Below are 16,612 nucleotides of genomic sequence, written 5' to 3' on the forward strand. Positions count from 1 at the left end.
AGAGACAACCTGCCCGTTGTGCTATCCGGCGCTTACGGATTCTTACTTGCGCTGCGCCGATTGTGCATCGGCGGTCGCGAGCATCTGCGCCTTCACGCGTTGGCCCAGTTGATAGACCGCGAGCGCGTAAAAGAAGCTGCGGTTATAGCGCGTGAGCACATAGAAGTTTTTCAGCCCGAGCATGTATTCGGTGGCGCGGCCCGGCGTGGGCAGGTCGATGACCGTGACCGGCGTGTTGCCCTCGGCGGCGATGTCCACGCCCGGCTCGTTCAGGGCGAGGCCTGAGCGCATCAATTGCGCGAGCGGCATGCGCGGCTCGGGCTTGCCGTCGGCGGCGGCCTGCGCGATGCCCAGGCTGCCAGTGTCGTTCACGATCTTCCATACCACGGGGCGGCCCGGTTCCCAGCCGTTCTGCTTCAGATAGTTTGCGACGCTGCCGATCGCATCGGCGGGGCTATTGCGCAGGTCGATGTGGTGATCGCCCTCGTAATCGACGGCGTATTGCATGATGCTGCTCGGCAGGAATTGCGGAATGCCGATCGCGCCCGTATACGAGCCGAGCACCGAACTCGGATCGAGCTGCTGGTCGCGCGTCCAGACGAGATAGTCTTCGAGATTCTTGCGGAACGTCGCCATGCGGTCGGTACGATTGGGCGTGTCCGGATAGTCGAAGGCGAGCGTGGTGAGCGCGTCGAGCACGCGGAAATTGCCCATGTAGCGACCGTAGATCGTCTCTACGCCGATGATGCCGACGATCACCTCGGGCGGCACGCCGAACTCGTCGGCTGCGCGCTGCAGCGTGGCCTGGTTCGCGCGCCAGAAGCGCACGCCCGCGTTGATGCGCACCGTGTCGAGGAAACGCGCCTGATACGCGCGCCAGTTCTTCGCGCTCGGCGTGGGCGAGGGCGTGACGAGCTTCACCGCCGTGGCCGAATAACTCACGGTCGAAAAGAGCGCGTGCAGCGCGTCCGAATTGAAGTCGTGGCGCGCGACCATGTCGTTGATGAAGGTGTCGACATTGGCATTGTTCGCATAGCGCTGCGGGACGATTTCCTCTTCGAACGTCTGGCCGTTTTGCGTGGTGCCTTGCTGCGGCGTCTGGAGGGGTGCCGGGGGCTTCTGGTTCGCACCTGGTGCGGCCTGTCCCACGGATTGCGCCGGTTGCGTTGCCTTCGCGGGTTTAGTGGCCTGCCCGGCGCATGCCGACAGTGCCGCCACGGCGCAAAGCGCGACGGCGAAAGACTTGAAGCGCGGTTGGCTGAGGGCGGATGAAGCGGGCGGGTGCGCGGGCTTTTGCGTCATGGGAGGCGGGCGGGTTTGAACGAGAGGACGTGACCCGGCGAAGTATACCCGAGCCCTTGGCGCAGAAAGCGCCTGGACGTGCGCTGGTGCGGGCTCGCCGTTGATGTGCGGGGGCGCTGTGGTAACGTGGCAGCTGTTCGCGCTCGAACGCGGCCCGTGCGACTGTTGCAAATGCCTGCGCGGCAAACCCGACGAAAGACCTGATGGAGACCCGCAGCGTGCCCGAGTGCAGACTCGCATGCACGGTGCGGCCAGTACGAGACATGACGACCGGCTTTTTCTCGCATCCCGACTGCCTGCTGCATGAAATGGGCGAATGGCATCCCGAATGCCCCGCACGCCTGCAGGCGATCGAAGACCAACTCATTGCGAGCCGCATCGACGCGCTGATCGAGCGCGACGACTCGGCGCCGCTTGCCGAAGAAGCCGCGCTTCTGCGCGTGCACACCCAGGCGCATATCGACTATTTGCGCGCGCTCGCGCCGCTGGAAGGCTATGCGGCGATCGACCCCGACACGTCGATGAACCCGCACACGCTGCAGGCCGCGTTGCGCGCGGCGGGCGCGGCCGTCGCGGCGACCGATGCGGTGATCGCGGGCCGCTACGAAAACGCATTTTGCAGCGTGCGACCGCCCGGCCATCACGCCGAGCCCGCGCGCGCCATGGGCTTTTGCTTTTTCAACAACGTCGCGGTTGCGGCGCGCCATGCGCTCGATGTGCACGGTCTGTCGCGCGTCGCGATCGTCGACTTTGATGTGCATCATGGAAACGGCACGGAGGCCGCATTCGCGGGCGATTCGCGCGTGCTCATGTGCAGCATCTTCCAGCACCCGTTCTATCCGTTCTCGGGCGCGGACAATCAGGCGCCGAACATGGTCAACGTGCCAATGCCGGCACGCAGCAAGGGTATGGACGTGCGCGAGGCAATCGACATCATGTGGCTGCCGCGACTGCACGAGTTCAAGCCGGAGATGGTGTTCGTCTCCGCAGGGTTCGATGCGCACCGCGAGGACGATCTCGGCAACATGGGCCTCGTCGAGGACGACTACGCGTGGATCACCGAGCAGATCCGCGAGGTCGCGAAGCGTCACGCGAAGGGGCGCATCGTGAGTTGCCTCGAAGGCGGCTACAACCTGTCGGCGCTGGGGCGCAGCGTGGTGGCGCATCTGCGCGCACTGGCCGATATCTGATCGAGACGGCCGCTGCCGTTTCCCGATTCCCGCGCGGCCGCACCGGGCGCGCCGTTAGAAGGAGCCGTGCATCATGAGTACCGCAGACGTTCCGCTTTCATCCGCTACATCGGCCGATGCCGCGCCGCTCGTCGAGGTCGAGCACGACGCGTACGGCGTGTGCGGCGTCGTGCGTCTCACGCTGAACCGGCCCGATGCGTTCAACGCGCTTTCCGAAGCGCTCCTCGACGCGTTGCAGGCGCAATTGGCCGCCGTTGCAAAGTCGGATGCGCGTGTCGTGGTGATTGCGGCGGCGGGCCGCGCGTTCTGCGCCGGTCACGATCTACGGGAAATGCGCGCGGCGCCGTCGCTCGATTATTACAAGCGGCTCTTCGCGCGCTGCTCGAAGATGATGCTCGCGATCCAGGCGATGCCGCAGCCCGTGATCGCGCGCGTGCAGGGCGTGGCGACGGCAGCGGGCTGCCAGCTCGTCGCGATGTGCGATCTCGCCGTGGCCGCCGAGTCGGCGCGTTTCGCGGTGTCGGGGATCAACCTCGGATTGTTCTGCTCGACGCCGGCGGTGCCGCTCACGCGCAACGTTTCGCGTAAGGCTGCGTTCGAGATGCTGATGACGGGCGAATTCATCGACGCACAAAAGGCCCTGCGCGAAGGGCTCGTGAACCGCGTGGTCGCGGCCGAAGAACTCGATGCCGCCGTGACCGCGCTTGCCGCGAGCATTTGTGCGAAGCCGCGCGAGGCGGTGGCGGCGGGCAAGGGTCTGTTCTACCGGCAACTGGAGATGGGCGTCGAAGCCGCGTATCAACTGGCCGGGCAAACCATGGCCTGCAACATGATGACCGATCCGGCGCTCGACGGCGTGCAGGCGTTCATCGAGAAGCGCCCGGCCAAATAGGCGTGGGCGCGGTCACGCGTTCTCGCGTGACCGTCAGCAGTGGCGGTCGATCCAATCCATCATTGAACCGATCACGCGCTCGCGGTCGAGATCGTTGAGCGTCTCGTGATAACTGCCTTCGTAGAGCGCGAGGGTCCGGTCGGGCGACCCCACCTGCGCACCGAACGTGCGGCTGCCTTCGGGCTCGGTGAGCTTGTCCTCGGTGCCATGCCAGATCAGCACCGGCATGCGCAAACGTGCGCGGCCCGCTTCGATGCGCTTCATCGCTTCGAGCAACTCGGCGCCCGTGCGTGCGGGAATCGCGCCGTGGTGAACCAGCGGATCGGCGCGGTTTGCCGCGACCACGGCAGCGTCGCGCGCGAGCAGGGCGGCGTCGATCTTCATGGCGGGAAAGCGCGGCCAGACCGCGCTCATCACGCGGCTCGCGGCGATCATCCAGTTCGGCACGTCGCGGCCGGGCGCGAGCGCGGCGCTCGAAAGCAGCAGGCCCGCGAACGTGACATCCGTGCGAGGGGCGCGCTCGATCGCATAGAGCGCGGCAATCGCGCCGCCCATGCTGTGCCCCATCAGGAAGAGCGGCGTCTTGTGCGCGCGGCATTGGGTGGCTGCGTGCTCGACTAGCGCTTGCGCGTCGTCGAGATAATCGTCGAAGCGGGTGACCCAGGCGCGGCGTCCGCCCGCCTGCCCATGTCCACGCAGATCGATCGCATAAACGTCGATGCCGGCCGCGTTCAGGCGCGCCGCGAGCGCCGCGTAGCGGCCCGCATGCTCGGCGAGGCCGTGCACGAGCGCAATGGCCGCGCGGGGCTCGGCGGCACGGGCGGACCAGGCATAGAGCGGCAACTCGGTGCCGTCGCGGGAGCGCAGCGTCTTGCGCTGCGGCGGGGCACTGGCCGTCGATACCGCTGCCGTGCGTGCCGCATCCCTGGGTTGAGTCGTCTCCATCGTCGATGCTCTCCGACTATTTATTGATTTCGCGCTGAACGCTCGGCTGAGGGTAGCACCCGTTTCCGGGCATGGACGCCGCGACCCTCCTCTAATGCTCCAGGGTTATTAAAGTATCGGAAATGATTATTAATAGGAATTTGCCGGCCAGGGTAAAATGGCAAGTCAATTCCAGTCCATCAAGCGGCGGCTGTCTGCCGGCGCGACGCGTCTTGTGATCTTGTGCGATCGAATGATCGCGACACAAGCAACGCGGCGCGCGGCACATCCGCCGTTTCGTTTTTTTCATGATCGAAATTCGAAACGTTTCCCAGCGCTTCGCCGGCCCACAAGGCTGGATCGAGGCGTTGCACAACGTCAATCTGACGATTCCCCCGGGGGAAGTGTTCGGCATCATCGGGCGCAGCGGGGCGGGCAAGAGCACGCTCGTGCGCACCATCAATCTGCTCACGCGGCCCACCGAAGGCGACATCGTCGTCAATGGGCGTACGCTCACGTCGCTCTCCAGCGCCGACTTGCGCGAGGCGCGCCGCGAGATCGGCATGATCTTCCAGCATTTCAATCTGCTCTCGTCGCGCACCGTGTTCGACAACGTCGCGCTGCCGCTCGAACTCGCGGGCATGAAGCGTCCGCAGATCGAGGAGGCGGTGCTGCCGCTGCTCGAACTCGTCGGCCTTTCCGCGCAGAAGGACCGCTATCCGTCGCAGATCAGCGGCGGCCAGAAGCAGCGCGTGGGCATCGCGCGCGCGCTCGCGAGCAAGCCCAAGGTGCTGCTCTCCGACGAAGCAACCTCCGCGCTCGACCCGGAAACCACGCGGGCAATTCTAGACCTGCTGCGCAAGATCAATCGCGAGCTGAATCTGACCATCGTGATGATCACGCACCAGATGGAAGTGATCAAACAGGTCTGCGATCGCGTGGCCGTGCTCGACGCGGGCCGCGTCGTGGAAGCCGGCCCCGTGATCGACGTGTTCCTGCAGCCGCGCCATGAAGTCACGCGCGCGCTGCTTGGCGACGTGATCGCGCAGGAGCTGCCGCCCGCGCTCAAGGCGCGCGTGGCCGAGCGTCTCGCGAAGGGCAGCGGGCATCTGCTGCGCCTGGCCTTCACGGGCACGGGCGTCGATCAGCCGGTGCTCTCGGAGACGATCCGCCGCTTCGAGCTCGATTTCAACATTCTGCATGGCCAGATCGACGAGATCCAGGGCCAGGCGTTCGGCTCGCTCGCGGTGCTCGCGGGTGGCGATCCGGTGAAGGTTGCGCAAGCCATTGCCTGGCTGCGCGAGCAGGGCGTGGTGGTGGAGGAGCTGTCTCATGTGGACTGAAATGTTCGATATGTTCGTCCAGTCGTTCTGGGAGACGCTCATCATGGTGGGCATTTCCGGCGTGGTGGGGGCGGCCATCGGCCTGCCGCTCGGCGTGCTGCTCTATCTGACCGATCGCGACGGCGTGCTGCAGAACCTCGCCGTCAATCGCGTGATGGGCGGGGTCGTCAACGCCGTGCGCTCGACGCCGTTCATCATCCTGCTGGTTGCCGTGATTCCGTTTACGCGCGTCGTGGTGGGCTCGTCGATCGGCACTGCGGCCGCCATCGTGCCGCTCACGATTTCCGCCGCGCCGTTCATCGCGCGTCTCGTGGAAACCGCGCTGCGCGAAGTCGACCGCGGCCTCATCGAAGCCGCGCAGGCCATGGGTGCGAGCACGCGCCAGATCGTCTTCAAGGTGCTGCTGCCCGAATCGCTGCCGGGCGTGGTGGCCGGCTTGACCATCACGTTCATTTCGCTCGTCGGCTATTCAGCGATGGCGGGCGCGATCGGCGGCGGCGGTCTCGGCGACCTGGGCATCCGTTACGGCTATCAGCGCTTCGAGCCCGAAGTCATGCTGATCGTCGTCGTGATCCTGATCGTGTTCGTGCAGCTCGTGCAGTCGTTCGGCGACTGGCTCGTGCGGCGCCTGAGCCACAAATAAGCCGTCCTTCGATAACTTCACTCAAGACGAGGATTGGGTATGCAACGTCGTTTCATGATCCGGCTGGCGGCTGCACTCGGTGCGGCTTCGATCGCCGCGCCGCTGTTTGCGCCGCTCACCGCGCACGCCGACGAGACCATCAAGGTGGGCGTGACGGGCGGCCCGCACGAGCAGGTGATGGAAGTGGTGAAGCAGGTTGCGGCGAAGAACGGCCTCACGATCAAGATCGTCGAGTTTTCCGACTACGTGCAGCCGAACGCGGCGCTCGCGAGCGGCGACCTCGACGCGAACAGCTATCAGCACGAGCCGTATCTCGACGCGCAGGTGAAGGATCGCGGCTATAAGCTCATCAAGCTAACCGACACGGTCACGTTCCCGATGGGCATCTACTCGAAGAAGATCAAGACGCTCGCCGAACTCAGATCCGGTGCACGCATCGCGGTCCCTAACGATCCGACCAATGGCGGCCGCGCATTGCTGTTGCTGCAGAAGCAGGGCCTCATCAAGCTGCGCGCCGACGCCGGGTTGAAGGCTACGCCGCGTGATATCGTGGACAACCCCCGGAAGCTGAAGATCGTCGAACTCGACGCCGCGCAGATTCCGCGCTCGCTCGACGACGTGGACGCCGCCGCGATCAACACGAACTTCGCGATGGAAGCGGGGCTCAAGCCGAAGCAGGACGCAATCGCCATCGAGGATCCAAAAGGGCCTTATGTGAATATCGTCGCGATCCGCGCGGTGGATCGCGACAAGCCGTGGGCCGCCAAGCTGGTGGCGGCGTACCACTCGCCGGAAGTCAAGCAGTACGTCGAGCAGAAGTTCGGCGGCGCAGTGGTTGCGGCCTGGTAAGGCCCGCATGTTCGGCCTTGGTTTGCGCTGCGGAATTGGGTCCAAAAAGGTGTCGAACCAGGTAGAGAATTCGGTCGGAGAAACCCGGGCTTGAGCCCGGGTTTTTTCCGACATAAAATCGCACGATCGTTCGCAATGAGTGGCTCGTCGGACCAGAAATGGGTAAGCGGGGTCAGAAGCGGGCTGTGCGGGAAATGTGCTGGCGGGTGGGTGCGAGCGGGAATGCTATCGCTATAATGTCCGCCAGGTTGACGTATTCGTAACTTCGGAGCATGTGAATGAAAGTCCTTGTGCCAGTCAAGCGCGTAGTCGATTACAACGTCAAAGTTCGTGTGAAGTCGGATGGCACGGGCGTCGACATCGCGAACGTGAAAATGTCGATGAACCCGTTCGACGAAATCGCTGTTGAAGAAGCGGTTCGTCTGAAGGAGGCGGGTGTCGCGACGGAAGTGATCGCCGTGTCCGCTGGTGTCGCGCAAGCGCAGGAAACGCTGCGCACGGCGCTCGCCATTGGCGCGGACCGCGCGATCCTCATCGAATCGAATGAAGACCTGCAGCCGCTGGCTGTCGCGAAGCTGCTCAAGGCGCTGGTCGACAAGGAACAGCCGCAACTGGTGATCCTCGGCAAGCAGGCCATCGACGACGACTCGAACCAGACCGGCCAGATGCTCGCCGCGCTGGCGAACCTGCCGCAAGCGACGTTTGCTTCGAAGCTCACGGTTGCCGACGGCAAGGCCACGGTCGCGCGTGAAGTCGATGGCGGCGCGGAAACGCTGTCGCTGAAGCTGCCCGCCGTGGTCACGACGGACCTGCGCCTGAACGAGCCGCGCTACGTCACGCTGCCGAACATCATGAAGGCGAAGAAGAAGCCGCTGGAGACGCTCAAGCCTGAAGACCTCGGTGTCGATGTCACGCCGCGTCTGAAGACCCTGAAGGTTGCCGAGCCGCCCAAGCGTTCCGCGGGCGTGAAGGTTGCCGACGTGAAGACGCTGGTCGAGAAGCTGAAGACCGAAGCCAAGGTGCTGTAAGGGAGCGAGATAGAAATGACGAATCTGGTTATTGCCGAACACGACAACGCAACCATCAAGGCTGCGACGCTGAATACCGTGGCTGCCGCGCAGAAGATTGGCGGCGACGTGCACGTGCTGGTCGCGGGCCACAATGCTCAAGCTGCTGCGGACGCAGCGGCGAAAATCGCGGGCGTTTCGAAGGTGCTGCTGGCCGACGCGCCGCAACTCGAAGCAGGTCTCGCTGAAAACGTCGAAGCGACGGTTCTGAGCATCGCGAAGAACTACTCGCACATCCTCGCGCCGGCGACGGCAGCGGGCAAGAACGTGACGCCGCGCATTGCCGCGAAGCTCGACGTCGCACAAATCTCGGACATCACGGCAGTCGATTCGCCGGACACGTTCGAGCGCCCGATCTACGCGGGCAACGCGATTGCAACGGTGCAATCGGCTGATCCGGTCAAGGTCATCACGGTCCGCACGACCGCGTTCGATGCAGTCGCGGCCGAAGGCGGCAGCGCGGCGGTCGAAAAGCTCGAAGCGGCAGCGGACAGCGGCCTTACGCAATTCGTTGGCCGTGAAGTCACGAAGCTCGACCGTCCGGAACTCACGAGCGCGAAGATCATCGTCTCGGGTGGCCGCGGTCTGGGCAGCGGCGAAAACTACACGAAGGTGCTGGAGCCGCTCGCCGACAAGCTCAACGCGGCGCTCGGCGCATCGCGCGCGGCAGTGGATGCGGGCTATGTGCCCAACGACTACCAGGTCGGCCAGACCGGCAAGATCGTCGCGCCGCAGCTGTACGTCGCGGTCGGCATCTCGGGCGCGATTCAGCACCTGGCTGGCATGAAGGACTCGAAGGTGATCGTGGCGATCAACAAGGACGAAGAAGCGCCGATCTTCAGCGTGGCCGACTACGGTCTCGTCGGCGACTTGTTCACCGTTGTGCCGGAACTCGTCAAAGAGCTCGGCTAAGCACGGCAACAAAAAGGGGCGCTTCGAGCGCCCCCTGGATTGCCGACAAAGCCCAGGCTTCGCGCCTGGGCTTTTTTATTACGCGTATGCCGGGCGATGCGCGCCGCCCGTCTCCCCGAGGTAGCGATAGACCGAGAGATCGTCGGCGCGGATCGCGGGCTGCTTGCCCGAGATGAGGTCGGCGAGCAACTGGCCCGAGCCGCACGACATGGTCCAGCCAAGCGTGCCATGCCCCGTGTTCAGGAACAGGTTCGAGAACGGTGTGCGGCCCACCACCGGCGTGCCGTCCGGCGTCATCGGACGCAGGCCGGTCCAGAAGGTGGCCTGCGAGGTGTCGCCGCCGCCCGGGAACAGGTCGTTCACGCACATTTCGAGCGTCTCGCGGCGCGCCTGCTTGAGCGTCTTGTCGTAGCCCACGATTTCGGCCATGCCGCCTACGCGGATACGGTCGTCGAAACGCGTGATTGCAATCTTGTAGGTCTCGTCGAGCACGGTGGAAACTGGCGCGGCGCCCGCGTTCACAATAGGCGCCGTGATCGAGTAGCCCTTGAGCGGATAGACCGGGATCTTCACGAGGCCGGCCAGCATCGTTGTGGAGAACGAGCCGAGCGCGACCACAAACGAGTCCGCGCGCACGAGTTCGCCACCGCACTGCACGCCCGCGATGCGCTCGCCTTGCACGGCGAGGCCGTCGATCGGCGTGTTGTAACGGAACTTGACGCCCAGTTCCTCGGCCATTTTGGCGAGGCGCGTGGTGAAGAGCTGGCAGTCGCCGGTTTCGTCGCCGGGCAGGCGCAGGCCGCCGGTGAGCTTGTGCGAGACCGCGGTGAGCGCGGGCTCAGCGCGGCCGAGTTCAGCCGCGCTGAGCAGCTCGTACGGAACGTTCGCTTCCTTCAGCACGGCGATGTCCTTCGCCGCGCCGTCGAACTGCTGCTGCGTGCGGAACACTTGCAGCGTGCCGCCCGTGCGGCCTTCGTACTGGATGCCGGTTTCGGCGCGCAGCGCCTGCAGGCAATCGCGGCTGTATTCGGCGAGGCGCACCATGCGGCCCTTGTTGAGTGCGTAGCGCTCGGGCGTGCAGTTCTGCAGCATCTGCCACATCCACTGCAACTGGAATTTCGTGCCGTCGAGACGGATGGCGAGCGGCGCGTGCTTCTGGAACATCCATTTGATCGCCTTGAGCGGCACGCCCGGCGCGGCCCACGGCGCGGCGTAGCCGGGCGAGATCTGGCCGGCGTTCGCAAAGCTGGTTTCGAGAGCGGGACCGGACTCGCGGTCGATCACCGTCACCTCGTGGCCGGCGCGGGCAAGATACCAGGCGCTGGCGACCCCGACAACACCGCTGCCCAACACGACGACTCGCATAGTCTGCTCCATGTAGATTCGTTGGGGCTACGCCGCGCTGCCGGGAGGCTTGCCGCACCCGTCTCGGGGGTGTTCAGCGCCTAAGGCATAAAAAATCGGGTGTAGCCAGTAATATCGACTATGCTATTGTTCAGCGACTAGGTTTTGTTATCGTATTTGTCGAATTTTCAGGAAAAAAGCATGAGAACGCAGCGTCAGCCGGTCCGCGCGCTGGACCGGCTCGATCACCGCATCCTTAAGCTGCTCCAGGAGGACGGCCGCATGGCCATGAAGGACCTCGCGGAGCAGGTCGGGCTTTCCGTCACGCCGTGCATCGAACGGGTCAAGCGCATGGAGCGCGACGGCGTCATCACGGGCTACTACGCGCGGGTGAATCCGAACGTGCTGGGCGCGGCGCTGCTGGTGTTCGTGGAGATCACGCTCGACCACAAGAGCGGCAACATGTTCGACCAGTTCCGCCGCGAGGTGAAGAAGATCCCCGAAGTGCTCGAATGCCACCTGGTTTCCGGCGACTTCGATTACCTGATCAAGGCGCGTATTGGCGAAATGGCCGACTACCGCAAGCTGCTCGGCGACATCCTGCTGCAACTGCCGGGGGCCGTGCAGTCGAAGAGCTATGTGGTGATGGAGGAAATCAAGGAGACACTGACGATCGCGGTGGGCGACTAGCCGCGCTCGAAAGCGCCCCGTTTTTCCCGCTCGACAAGGCGTCTCGATACTGTATATTTATACAGTATCGAGACGCCTTGCTGCTTTGTGCCGTGAAAGAACTGGACCCTGACCATCCCGCCGAGACCTGGTACCCCGTCGCTCCGCCTGCGCCGCGCAAGGGGCGCGGCGCCGTCACGAATCTGCAGGGGCGCTACGAGGTCGATCAGCGCGAAGTCTTCGACGACGGCTGGCAGCACGCGCAGCCGGGCGAGGGCGCAGGCGAATCTGCCGCCGAAGAAGCGCCCATCTTGCGCACCGAGGTCTTCGAAGAGCGCGCGAAGAGCATTCTCACGCGCAACCAGTCGCCTGATATTCCGTTCAATGTCTCGCTCAATCCGTATCGCGGCTGCGAGCACGGCTGCATTTACTGCTTCGCGCGGCCCACCCACAGCTATCTGGGGCTCTCACCGGGACTCGACTTCGAGAGCCGCATTTACGCAAAGATCAACGCGCCCGAGTTGCTCGCGCGCGAAATTGCGAAGCCCGCTTACGAGCCGGAGCCCATCGCGCTGGGCGTGAACACCGACGCCTGGCAGCCGGTCGAGCGCGATCTGCGCATTACGCGTCGCGTGATTGAGGTGCTGAGCGAGCGCCAGCATCCGTTCGCGGCTATCACGAAGTCTTCGCTTATCGAGCGCGATCTCGATCTGCTCGCGCCCATGGCGCAGCGCCAGCAATTCATGGCGGCCATCACGATCACCACGCTCGACGCCGATCTCGCGCGCACGCTGGAGCCGCGCGCGGCCACGCCGGCGCGGCGGCTGCGCACGATCCGCACGCTGGCGCAGGCGGGCATTCCGGTGGGGGTGAGCATCGCACCTGTGATTCCGTTCGTGACCGAGCCGGACATGGAGCGCGTGCTGGAGGCTTGCGCCGAAGCGGGCGCGACCAGCGCGAGCTATATCGTGCTGCGTCTGCCGTGGGAGGTAGCGCCGCTATTCGAAGGCTGGCTCGAAGCGCATTTTCCGCAACGCGCGGCGCGCGTGATGAGCCGCGTGCGCGACATGCGCGGCGGCAAGGATTACGACTCGGCGTTCTCCCAGCGCATGAAGGGCACCGGGCTTTGGGCCGACCTGCTCAAGCAGCGCTTTCACCAGGCCGTGAAGCGGATCGGCTTGAACGAGCGGCGTCACGGCATTCTGGATATGTCGGCGTTCGTGCGCGCGAAGACGGTGCGCGAGAAGCCGCAGCTCGATCTGTTCTAGCGCCGCGCGGCAGGCGTCGCTATTGAGAAATGGCCTTGGCTGCTTCGACCTGCGATTCGAAATACGTCTGGAAGGTCAGGGCGAGGCCCGTCATCAGCAAGAACGCGCCGATCAGCAGCGAGAAGATCACCACGAAGATCACGGTCCAGCCCGAGCGGCTTGCGCGGCTGCCCGCGAAGGCTGCGTTGAACTGCGCGTCCCATTTGGCGTCCGGGCGCAGCCCGTAGACGATGGCGGTCAGAAACGCCGAGAGCACGGACATGGCGCCGATCACGGCGAGCGCCCAGCCGGGTATCGACTCGCGCTGGGTTGCCACGAGCAGCAGCACGCCGGGAATGCCGAGCAGCGTGCCGGCGATATGCGCCCAGCCCCATACGTCGCGCATTCCATAGAGATAAAAGCGGTGCGCCCCGAGGCTGCCGAACAGGAAGGCGAGGGCGGCGGTGAGTGTCTTGGAGCGAAAGCGTGCGGGATTTTTTTGATTGGACATGGGCAGACGGATTGGATGACTGCGCGCTGATTGTGCGATGGCAGCGCAACAACTGTGTGTGCAACAACTGCGCGGACGCGGGCCGCTGGCCATTGTACGTGGCGCGCGCCTGCGCCAGCAGGTGTTGCCGCTTATGCCGGGAAATGGCTGAAAGCGGGTGGCGGCCAGCGCAAGCCCGTTATGAATGTGAACGGACCCTAGGGCTTCGCGTAGGTCACGCGATAAATCGCGCCCGCGTAGTCGTCGCTGATGAGCAGCGAACCGTCGGGCAGCGGCTGCACGTCGGCGGGGCGGCCCCACACGGTTTCATCGGCATTGAGCCAGCCCTGTGCGAATACCTCCTGATGGGCGTTCGTGCCGTCGGCGTTCGCCGTCACGCGCACCACGCGATAGCCGACCTTGCCGCTGCGATTCCACGAACCGTGCTCGGCGATGAAGATACTGTCGCGATACCCGGCCGGGAACATCGTCCCTGTATAAAAGCGCATGCCGAGGGCCGCGACATGCGCGCCCAGCCCCATGACGGGCGGGGTGAAGCCACTGCACGGATGGCCCCCGCCAAATTCCGGATCCGCCACATTGCCGCCATGACAGTACGGAAAGCCGAAATCGAGGCCCACGCGTGCAAGCCGGTTGAGCTTGTCGTCGGGGGTGTCGTCGCCCATCAAGTCGCGGCCGTTGTCGGTAAACCATAGTTCGTGCGTTCGCGGATGCCACGCGAAGCCCACCGTATTGCGCACGCCGCGCGCGATCGTCTCGTAGTGCGAGCCGTCCGGATTCATCCTGCCGATCGTCGCGTAATGGTCGCGTTGCCGGTCGCTCGCGGGCAGGCAGACATTGCAGGGCGCGCCTTGAGGAACATAGAGCTTGCCGTCCGGGCCGAAGGCGATGAACTTCCAGCCGTGGTGGCGTTCGGCGGGCAGCGCGTCAGTGACGATGGCGGGTTTGGGCGGATCGTCGAGATGCGTGTCGATGGCGTCCAGCCTTACGATCTTCGAGATTGCCGAGATATAGAGCGCGCCGCTGTGCCAGGCGACGCCCACCGGCATCGTGAGCCCGGATGCCACCACGCGGTGCTTGACGACCTTGGTGTCGCGCAGTTCGAGCGCATGGACGCGGCCTTCCATGCTGCCCACGTAAAGCGTGCCGGCAGGCGAGAGCGTCATTTCACGCGCGCCTGGGATGTCGTCGGCGAGCACTTCGATGTGGAAGCCGTGGGGCAGGCGGATGCGCTCGATGGGCGGTGCGGCCCGCGCGAGCGGTGCGCCCAGCGCCAGGATAGCGGCGAGTGCGAACAGTGGGCGGCAAGGCCGTAAAATGCGAGGCGCTGGGCGCGTAAGCGGCGCCGGCGATTGAGGATGGCCGCCAGGTCGATGAGGGGAGCGATCAGCGGCGCGTACGTGTGAATGTGCGTTGTCGTGCCGCCACAAGCGCGCGAGGCGCGTGATGCCCAGCGTGACACCCAAAGCGAGCGGCGTTTCGGTGTGGGCCGCTTTAGCGCAAATCCACGCCCGCCGCCGCTTCGACGCTGGCGCGAAGCGCTCCCCGCGATGTCCGTCAGACGCCGATCGATCGCTGTTCATCGCCGTTTCCTCACGATTGTCGCGCCGTTTCCACGCGGTTTCCGTCCGGATTCCCGTTAAGTGTTTGTTATGCCATTGGTTTCGGGCTATAATCGCATGTTTCAGTAGTCCCGAACCCCCGGTTTTCAAGGATTCTAGTAATGGTCATCATCCGTCTGGCACGCGGCGGCTCGAAGAAGCGCCCGTTCTACAACATCGTCGCAACCGATTCGCGCAACCGTCGCGACGGCCGTTTCATCGAGCGCGTGGGCTTCTACAACCCGGTCGCCACCAAGGGTGAAACCCTCCGTATCGCGCAAGATCGCGTGACGTACTGGAAGGAAAACGGCGCGCAAATGTCGCCGGCCGTCGAGCGTCTCGTGAAGGAAGCGCAAAAGGCTGCTGCCGCTCAACCGGCTGCTTAAGTCTTGTTCATGTTTTACACCCGTGCGCGCAGCGTGAGCCGCGTGTGCGAGTTCAAGCTGGCTGCGAGGTTTGCCCATGCCCGTGCATGACGATGTAAAAGCGGACAAGGGCGCTGCCGCAGCGGGCGAAGCAGCACGCAAAGCGCCGTCGTTCGGCGCGTTTGTGCGCAAGCCCGTAGAGCGCCGGCAGGCGCGCGAAGGCGCGGCTGAGGCGCATGGCGCAGCTGAAGGCCTGCGCGCCGAAACGCCGGCGAGCTGGCCTGCCGACGCAGTCGAAGTGGGCGCCGTGCTCGACGCCTATGGGCTGAAGGGCGGGCTGAAGATCGCCCCGCACGCGCAGGGCGGCAAGGCGCTCATCGCAGCGAAGCGCTGGTGGCTCCTGAAGGGCCGCGAGCACCCGGAGCGTCATTCCGCGGTGCGCGTGAGCGCCAAGGTGCACGGCGACAGCGTGGTCGGGCAACTGGCCGGTGTCGCCGATCGCGAGGCCGCGCTGCGCTTGCGCGGTGCGCGCATCTACGTGAGCCGCGCGGATTTCCCCGCGACCGAAGCCGACGAGTATTACTGGGTCGACCTGATGGGTCTCGATGTCGCCAACGAGGCGGGCGTTGAGCTCGGCAAGGTCGCCGACCTGATCGACAACGGCGCGCAGTCGGTGTTGCGCGTCGAGTACCCCTCGACGGACAAGAACGGCAAGCCCATTGCCGGCGAGCGGCTGATCCCGTTCGTCGGCGTGTTTGTCAAGACGGTGGACCTGGCGGCGAAGCGCATCATCGTCGACTGGGAAGCCGATTACTGAACCTGCTGTGCTGATTCGCTGAACGGAGAGAGCGATGCAGTTTGATGTCGTGACGCTCTTTCCCGAGATGTTCGGCGCGCTCACCGACTGGGGCATCACCAGCCGGGCGGCCAAGCAGCAGCGTTATACGTTGCGCACGTGGAATCCGCGCGATTTCACGACCGACAACTACCGCACCATCGACGATCGGCCTTACGGCGGCGGCCCCGGCATGGTCATGCTGGCCAAGCCGCTCGAAGCGGCGATCGGCGCGGCGAAGGCTGCGCAGGCGGAGCAGGGCGTCGCGAGTCCGCGCGTGCTGCTGATGTCGCCGCAAGGCAAGCCGCTTACGCACGAGCGCGTCGTGCAGTTCGCGCAGGAGCCCGGTTTCGTGCTGCTGTGCGGGCGCTACGAAGCGATCGACCAGCGTCTGGTCGACCGTTGCGTGGACGAGGAAGTCAGCCTCGGCGACTTCGTGCTGTCGGGCGGCGAATTGCCGGCGATGGCGCTGATGGATGCCGTGGTGCGGCTGCTGCCAGGCGTGCTCAACGATGCGCAATCGGCGGTGCAGGATAGTTTCGTGGACGGTCTGCTCGACTGCCCGCATTACACGCGGCCCGAGGAATACGACGGCGTGCGTGTGCCCGATGTGCTGCTCGGCGGCCATCATGCGGAAATCGAGCAATGGCGCCGCCGCGAAGCGTTGCGCAACACGTTGCAAAAGCGGCCCGATCTGATCGCGCGGGCCAGGAAGAACAAAACGTTGAGCCGTGCCGACGAGGCATGGCTCGCCAGTCTCGCGAAGGGCTCGAACGAAGCGTAAGGCTTCGGGCGGGCGCGACAAGGGGCGCAAAAGGCGGTGCCGCTTCATGCGTGAACGGCGCCAGTTGTGAATCCATCCTCTATCGGGGCCGTAGTTGCAGAGGGCATCCTGCACAGGTACGAACGCCGACAAGA

The 16,612-nt window shown here is 64.9% G+C and carries 17 protein-coding genes; 12 read left to right on the forward strand and 5 right to left on the reverse strand.

Features of this window, described 5'->3' with window-relative positions:
- Window positions 1-42: 42 nt before the first annotated feature.
- On the reverse strand, window positions 43-1,302 hold the full coding sequence (gene mltB / locus NH14_RS14595) for a lytic murein transglycosylase B (RefSeq protein WP_035522497.1): 1,260 nt from the start codon (window positions 1,300-1,302) through the stop codon (window positions 43-45).
- Window positions 1,303-1,565: 263 nt separating this feature from the next.
- Here mltB and NH14_RS14600 point away from each other — a divergent pair, with 263 nt between their 5' ends.
- Entirely contained in the window at window positions 1,566-2,492 is a 927-nt protein-coding gene (locus NH14_RS14600; RefSeq protein WP_035522499.1) for a histone deacetylase family protein, read from the forward strand.
- A gap of 73 nt (window positions 2,493-2,565) precedes the next feature.
- Entirely contained in the window at window positions 2,566-3,384 is an 819-nt protein-coding gene (locus NH14_RS14605; protein ID WP_035522500.1) for an enoyl-CoA hydratase, read from the forward strand.
- Window positions 3,385-3,417: 33 nt separating this feature from the next.
- Here NH14_RS14605 and NH14_RS14610 read toward each other — a convergent pair whose 3' ends face one another.
- On the reverse strand, window positions 3,418-4,251 hold the full coding sequence (locus NH14_RS14610; RefSeq protein WP_035523007.1) for an alpha/beta hydrolase: 834 nt from the start codon (window positions 4,249-4,251) through the stop codon (window positions 3,418-3,420).
- 365 nt (window positions 4,252-4,616) lie between these two features.
- Between NH14_RS14610 and NH14_RS14615 the strand changes: the two genes are divergently transcribed.
- The 5 genes from NH14_RS14615 (at window position 4,617) to NH14_RS14635 (ending at window position 9,122) form a co-directional block, all read left to right on the forward strand.
- Window positions 4,617-5,651, forward strand: a complete 1,035-nt coding sequence (locus NH14_RS14615; RefSeq protein ID WP_035522501.1) for a methionine ABC transporter ATP-binding protein — start codon at window positions 4,617-4,619, stop codon at window positions 5,649-5,651.
- Entirely contained in the window at window positions 5,641-6,294 is a 654-nt protein-coding gene (locus NH14_RS14620) for a methionine ABC transporter permease (protein WP_035522502.1), read from the forward strand. The genes NH14_RS14615 and NH14_RS14620 overlap by 11 nt, the downstream gene beginning before the upstream one ends.
- A 39-nt stretch (window positions 6,295-6,333) precedes the next feature.
- Complete coding sequence (locus tag NH14_RS14625; protein ID WP_035522505.1) at window positions 6,334-7,143, forward strand: MetQ/NlpA family ABC transporter substrate-binding protein; 810 nt, start codon at window positions 6,334-6,336, stop codon at window positions 7,141-7,143.
- 278 nt (window positions 7,144-7,421) lie between these two features.
- Window positions 7,422-8,171: an electron transfer flavoprotein subunit beta/FixA family protein gene (locus NH14_RS14630; RefSeq protein WP_035522512.1), complete on the forward strand. Its 750-nt coding sequence runs from the start codon at window positions 7,422-7,424 to the stop codon at window positions 8,169-8,171.
- A gap of 15 nt (window positions 8,172-8,186) precedes the next feature.
- Window positions 8,187-9,122: an electron transfer flavoprotein subunit alpha/FixB family protein gene (locus NH14_RS14635; RefSeq protein ID WP_035522513.1), complete on the forward strand. Its 936-nt coding sequence runs from the start codon at window positions 8,187-8,189 to the stop codon at window positions 9,120-9,122.
- Between the two features lie 78 nt (window positions 9,123-9,200).
- On the opposite strand, the gene NH14_RS14640 is transcribed toward NH14_RS14635, so the two are convergent.
- On the reverse strand, window positions 9,201-10,487 hold the full coding sequence (locus NH14_RS14640; RefSeq protein ID WP_035522514.1) for a D-amino acid dehydrogenase: 1,287 nt from the start codon (window positions 10,485-10,487) through the stop codon (window positions 9,201-9,203).
- A gap of 180 nt (window positions 10,488-10,667) precedes the next feature.
- Here NH14_RS14640 and NH14_RS14645 point away from each other — a divergent pair, with 180 nt between their 5' ends.
- Both NH14_RS14645 and NH14_RS14650 read left to right on the forward strand, forming a co-directional pair.
- Window positions 10,668-11,156, forward strand: a complete 489-nt coding sequence (locus NH14_RS14645; RefSeq protein WP_035522517.1) for an Lrp/AsnC ligand binding domain-containing protein — start codon at window positions 10,668-10,670, stop codon at window positions 11,154-11,156.
- A 101-nt stretch (window positions 11,157-11,257) separates the two neighbouring features.
- Window positions 11,258-12,403 carry a PA0069 family radical SAM protein gene (locus NH14_RS14650; RefSeq protein WP_035523009.1) on the forward strand — a complete coding sequence of 382 codons (1,146 nt, stop codon included), beginning with the start codon at window positions 11,258-11,260 and terminating at the stop codon, window positions 12,401-12,403.
- 19 nt (window positions 12,404-12,422) lie between these two features.
- Here NH14_RS14650 and NH14_RS14655 read toward each other — a convergent pair whose 3' ends face one another.
- A complete protein-coding gene (locus NH14_RS14655) occupies window positions 12,423-12,893 on the reverse strand; it encodes an NINE protein (protein ID WP_035522520.1) in 471 nt (156 codons plus the stop codon).
- Window positions 12,894-13,090: 197 nt separating this feature from the next.
- The gene (locus NH14_RS14660) at window positions 13,091-14,476 is read right to left on the reverse strand and encodes a PQQ-dependent sugar dehydrogenase (protein WP_084225105.1); all 1,386 of its coding nucleotides are present in this window, start codon (window positions 14,474-14,476) and stop codon (window positions 13,091-13,093) included.
- Window positions 14,477-14,616: 140 nt separating this feature from the next.
- Between NH14_RS14660 and rpsP the strand changes: the two genes are divergently transcribed.
- From rpsP to trmD, 3 genes are all read left to right on the forward strand, one after another.
- Window positions 14,617-14,880 carry a 30S ribosomal protein S16 gene (gene rpsP / locus NH14_RS14665; protein WP_035522523.1) on the forward strand — a complete coding sequence of 88 codons (264 nt, stop codon included), beginning with the start codon at window positions 14,617-14,619 and terminating at the stop codon, window positions 14,878-14,880.
- A 76-nt stretch (window positions 14,881-14,956) separates the two neighbouring features.
- Window positions 14,957-15,676, forward strand: coding sequence for a ribosome maturation factor RimM (gene rimM / locus NH14_RS14670; protein ID WP_035522525.1), 720 nt, complete (start codon window positions 14,957-14,959; stop codon window positions 15,674-15,676).
- A gap of 34 nt (window positions 15,677-15,710) precedes the next feature.
- Window positions 15,711-16,478, forward strand: coding sequence for a tRNA (guanosine(37)-N1)-methyltransferase TrmD (gene trmD, locus NH14_RS14675; RefSeq protein ID WP_035522527.1), 768 nt, complete (start codon window positions 15,711-15,713; stop codon window positions 16,476-16,478).
- Window positions 16,479-16,612: the final 134 nt, after the last annotated feature.

It is taken from the genome of Paraburkholderia sacchari (genome assembly GCF_000785435.2).
In the GTDB taxonomy this organism is placed as follows: Bacteria; Pseudomonadota; Gammaproteobacteria; order Burkholderiales; family Burkholderiaceae; genus Paraburkholderia; species Paraburkholderia sacchari.

Excerpts from the sequence above, each read along its gene's own strand:
- NH14_RS14630 (WP_035522512.1), top strand. The coding sequence starts at position 7,422 with ATGAAAGTCCTTGTGCCAGTCAAGCGCGTAGTCGATTACAACGTCAAA.
- NH14_RS14620 (WP_035522502.1), top strand. The coding sequence starts at position 5,641 with ATGTGGACTGAAATGTTCGATATGTTCGTCCAGTCGTTCTGGGAGACG.
- NH14_RS14655 (WP_035522520.1), bottom strand. The coding sequence starts at position 12,893 with ATGTCCAATCAAAAAAATCCCGCACGCTTTCGCTCCAAGACACTCACC.
- NH14_RS14625 (WP_035522505.1), top strand. The coding sequence starts at position 6,334 with ATGCAACGTCGTTTCATGATCCGGCTGGCGGCTGCACTCGGTGCGGCT.
- rpsP (WP_035522523.1), top strand. The coding sequence starts at position 14,617 with ATGGTCATCATCCGTCTGGCACGCGGCGGCTCGAAGAAGCGCCCGTTC.
- NH14_RS14635 (WP_035522513.1), top strand. The coding sequence starts at position 8,187 with ATGACGAATCTGGTTATTGCCGAACACGACAACGCAACCATCAAGGCT.
- mltB (WP_035522497.1), bottom strand. The coding sequence starts at position 1,302 with ATGACGCAAAAGCCCGCGCACCCGCCCGCTTCATCCGCCCTCAGCCAA.
- NH14_RS14640 (WP_035522514.1), bottom strand. The coding sequence starts at position 10,487 with ATGCGAGTCGTCGTGTTGGGCAGCGGTGTTGTCGGGGTCGCCAGCGCC.
- trmD (WP_035522527.1), top strand. The coding sequence starts at position 15,711 with ATGCAGTTTGATGTCGTGACGCTCTTTCCCGAGATGTTCGGCGCGCTC.
- NH14_RS14660 (WP_084225105.1), bottom strand. The coding sequence starts at position 14,476 with ATGAACAGCGATCGATCGGCGTCTGACGGACATCGCGGGGAGCGCTTC.
- NH14_RS14645 (WP_035522517.1), top strand. The coding sequence starts at position 10,668 with ATGAGAACGCAGCGTCAGCCGGTCCGCGCGCTGGACCGGCTCGATCAC.
- NH14_RS14605 (WP_035522500.1), top strand. The coding sequence starts at position 2,566 with ATGAGTACCGCAGACGTTCCGCTTTCATCCGCTACATCGGCCGATGCC.
- rimM (WP_035522525.1), top strand. The coding sequence starts at position 14,957 with ATGCCCGTGCATGACGATGTAAAAGCGGACAAGGGCGCTGCCGCAGCG.
- NH14_RS14615 (WP_035522501.1), top strand. The coding sequence starts at position 4,617 with ATGATCGAAATTCGAAACGTTTCCCAGCGCTTCGCCGGCCCACAAGGC.
- NH14_RS14600 (WP_035522499.1), top strand. The coding sequence starts at position 1,566 with ATGACGACCGGCTTTTTCTCGCATCCCGACTGCCTGCTGCATGAAATG.